Source organism: Brachyspira pilosicoli, assembly GCF_019402445.1.
Lineage (GTDB): Bacteria > Spirochaetota > Brachyspiria > Brachyspirales > Brachyspiraceae > Brachyspira > Brachyspira pilosicoli_B.
Map to the genome: position 1 here is coordinate 1 of NZ_SRZM01000141.1, position 3,383 is coordinate 3,383.

Genomic DNA, 3,383 nt, shown 5'->3' on the forward strand with positions numbered 1-3,383 from the left:
AATAAAAGAACTGGGGTGCGGGGCAAAGCCATGCAAATAATATAAAATAAAAGAGTTTAAAATTTTTATAATATATTGAAACAATAGTTTTCTATTGATTTTTTGTTGTTCTTTTTCCCGCAGCTCGCGGTGCGGACTTCGTCAAAAGAACCAAAAAGTGCAAGTACTATAGCTTTGTATGTTTGGAATATGTATAAACTTATATTGTAATACCAACATCTTAAGCTAAAAAATGCAGTTCTTTTGCTTCTTTTATATCAATACCGAGTAGGTGCCTTGCCGCAGGCACGCAGAGCGTCGGCAAAAGAAGTGGGGGTGTGTACCCTTACGGGCACGCTTCGCAGGGGGCAAAGCCACCACAAATAAAAAACTTAAAAAATATCTTTTATTTATTAGAAAATATGTTCTTTATATAATCATAAGGAAGCATTGTGTTTTTGTCTGTATAATAGAAATGTCCAATTGATGCTGTGTCTTTTGAATATATTATAATATCATTTGGTATATTTTTGTTTGTGCTTATTATATTTATTTTATAGCTGTTAGTGTTTGCTTTAATAATTGGTATTGTTTTATTTAGAGATATGCTATTTAAACTTTTTATAATAAAATACACATCATTTGTGTTTGTGATGTCTAATATTTTATTTTGATATTCTACAGTAATTTTTTCTACACTTTGAGGGTAGCAATTTATACCATTTATTGGAGTTTTGTACCATAGAATCAGTATAATAATAATAAATAATGGTATTAGGCTAACAAGCTTTTTTATGTTTTTTTTGATATTGTTTTTCATCGACTATAATAAAAAATTAGCTTTACATTTTTATTAATGCAAAGCTAATGTAAATATTAATTATAAATTATTTACCAAACACTGCTTCATAATCTTTTTTGAATTTTTCTATACCTTGGTCAGTAAGAGGATGTTTAGTCATTTGTTCAATTACACTGTAAGGTACAGTAGCAATATCAGCACCAGCCAAAGCACATTCTGTAACATGTATAGGGTGGCGAACACTTGCTGAAATTATTTCTGTTTCTATTGCATGTGTAGCAAAAATATCAGATATTGTTCTAATAAGTTCAAGTCCGTCAGTAGATATGTCGTCAAGTCTTCCTATAAAAGGAGAAACATAGGTTGCACCTGCTCTTGCTGCAAGTAATGCCTGATTAGCAGAAAATATTAAAGTAACATTAGTTTTTATTCCTTCTTTAGACAATACTTTTATAGCTTTTAATCCTTCTACAGTCATAGGAATTTTTACTACCATATTTTTATGTATTTTAGCTATCTCTCTTGCTTCAACTATCATATCTTCTGCTTTTACAGTAGTAGCCTTAACCTCTCCAGAAATAGGTCCATCAACTATTGTAGTAATTTCTTCTATTGTTTTTTTAAAATCTCTTCCTTCTTTTGCTATTAATGATGGGTTTGTAGTAACTCCGCATATAACTCCCATATCATTAGCTTTTCTAATTTCATCAACATTTGCTGTATCTATAAAAAATTTCATTATAGTGCTCCTATAAATATATTTTGCTTTATTAATAATTATATATTTAATTTTATTTAATTTCAATTTGTTGTATAATACATTTAATTAGGTTGACTTTTTTGCGTTTTATTATAATCTAAAAAGCTATGAGATATTATATTATTTTGCTTATATTATTTATCAGTGGAACAGTTTTTCCAATGGTTTCTGTTGAAGGTAAAGTTAATAGAAAGAGCATATATAAGTGGCAGAATATAAAATATACTTTAACTTTTACAGGAGATGCCAATAGTTTTAAGGCTGAAGGTTTAGACGAAAACTCTATAAGTGATTTTGAAATAATAAATAAAAGAATAGAAAGTGAAACTATAGATAAAGATAATTCTGATATTAAAACTATATACAAAATAATATATACATTAAAGCCAATTAATAAAGGTAAATTAAAAATACCAGAATTAGAGGCTCGTTATTATGAACTTGAGAGGGGAAACAATTTAATACCAAATGAAGAGCCTTTGAGTGAATATAATATTAGAGTTTTTGGCAATTCATTTTTAATTATAATGATTGGGCAGTGGGTACTTATAGTTCTTATAGTGTATTTATTATATAAATTTATAAAAAAACAGCATAAAAATTAAATGGAGAGTTTATGACTAAGGATTTACAGGCTATTTCAGAAGCAGCCAATGTGGCATTAGATGTTGTGAATGCAGTAAAAGATGAAATTAAAAAGGTGATAGTTGGGCAAGAGAATATGATAGATAAACTTTTGCTTGGCATAATATGTGATGGACATGTGTTGCTTGAAGGAGTACCGGGACTTGCAAAAACACTTACAGTAAAAACTTTAGCGTCTACAATAGATGCTACTTTTAAAAGAATACAGTTTACACCAGATTTGCTTCCTGCAGATATAATAGGTACAGAGATATACGATATTAAAAATTCAGTTTTCTTACCAAAGCAAGGACCAATATTTTCAAACATTATACTTGCAGATGAGATAAACCGTTCACCTGCTAAAGTGCAATCTGCTTTGCTTGAGGCTATGGAAGAACATCAAGTTACAATAGGCGATAAAACCTATAAACTTCCAGAAGTATTTTTAGTATTAGCTACTCAAAACCCAATAGAGCAAGAAGGTACTTATCCTTTGCCAGAGGCACAAGTTGATAGATTTATGCTAAAGGTAATTGTAAAATACCCTCTAAAAAGCGAAGAGAAAACTATAATAAAAAATATGTCTTCTTCAAAACCAGAGGAAGTAAAACCTATCACAACAATAGAAACAATAAACAAATTAAGAATATTAGCTAAACAGATATATATAGAAGATAAGTTGTTAGACTATATAGTTAATATAATAGATGCGACAAGAAACCCAATAGAATATAAACTTAAAGAGGAGTATATTGATTATGGTGCTTCTCCTAGGGCTGGTATATATCTTACAAAAGCAGCTAAGGCTAATGCTATGATGAGCGGCAGAGGCTTTGTGATACCAGAAGATATTAGGGCGGTTGCTTATGAGGTTTTAAGACATAGAATTAGTGTAAGTTACGAGGCACAGGCTGAGAATGTGAGCAGCGATATGATTATAGAGGACCTTCTTTCAAATATCAATGTGCCTTAAAAAATTGTTGTAGAAGTTGTAGGCGTATTTAATATAATTTTTATATAAAATTAAAATATATTTAGTAATTTTTTATTGTTCTTTTTCCCACCGCAAAAAGAACCAAAAAGTGCAAGTATTTTAATTTTATACACTTATATAGGTATTGAATAAATATAATACATATATAAAGGTATAAGGATGCAGTCCTTTTGCTTCTTTGTATCATACCAACAGGTACTTCCTTCGGTCGCCAAAAGAAG

4 protein-coding genes are annotated in these 3,383 nt (G+C 29.6%); 2 read left to right on the forward strand and 2 right to left on the reverse strand.

The features are described from left to right. Positions 1-385 precede the first annotated feature (385 nt). Together E6A48_RS05670 and fsa are read right to left on the reverse strand one after the other, a co-directional pair. A complete protein-coding gene (locus E6A48_RS05670; protein ID WP_219709101.1) occupies positions 386-799 on the reverse strand; it encodes a hypothetical protein in 414 nt (137 codons plus the stop codon). A 67-nt stretch (positions 800-866) separates the two neighbouring features. Continuing rightward, positions 867-1,520: a fructose-6-phosphate aldolase gene (gene fsa, locus E6A48_RS05675; RefSeq protein WP_219709102.1), complete on the reverse strand. Its 654-nt coding sequence runs from the start codon at positions 1,518-1,520 to the stop codon at positions 867-869. Between the two features lie 182 nt (positions 1,521-1,702). Between fsa and E6A48_RS05680 the strand changes: the two genes are divergently transcribed. After that, positions 1,703-2,146: a BatD family protein gene (locus E6A48_RS05680; RefSeq protein ID WP_219709103.1), complete on the forward strand. Its 444-nt coding sequence runs from the start codon at positions 1,703-1,705 to the stop codon at positions 2,144-2,146. A gap of 11 nt (positions 2,147-2,157) precedes the next feature. Further along, the gene (locus E6A48_RS05685) at positions 2,158-3,141 is read left to right on the forward strand and encodes an AAA family ATPase (protein WP_219709104.1); all 984 of its coding nucleotides are present in this window, start codon (positions 2,158-2,160) and stop codon (positions 3,139-3,141) included. Positions 3,142-3,383 lie beyond the last annotated feature (242 nt).

What these genes read in the sequence shown, in the direction of transcription:
- E6A48_RS05670 (WP_219709101.1), bottom strand. Translation starts at nt 799, where the DNA reads ATGAAAAACAATATCAAAAAAAACATAAAAAAGCTTGTTAGCCTAATA.
- fsa (WP_219709102.1), bottom strand. Translation starts at nt 1,520, where the DNA reads ATGAAATTTTTTATAGATACAGCAAATGTTGATGAAATTAGAAAAGCT.
- E6A48_RS05680 (WP_219709103.1), top strand. Translation starts at nt 1,703, where the DNA reads ATGGTTTCTGTTGAAGGTAAAGTTAATAGAAAGAGCATATATAAGTGG.
- E6A48_RS05685 (WP_219709104.1), top strand. Translation starts at nt 2,158, where the DNA reads ATGACTAAGGATTTACAGGCTATTTCAGAAGCAGCCAATGTGGCATTA.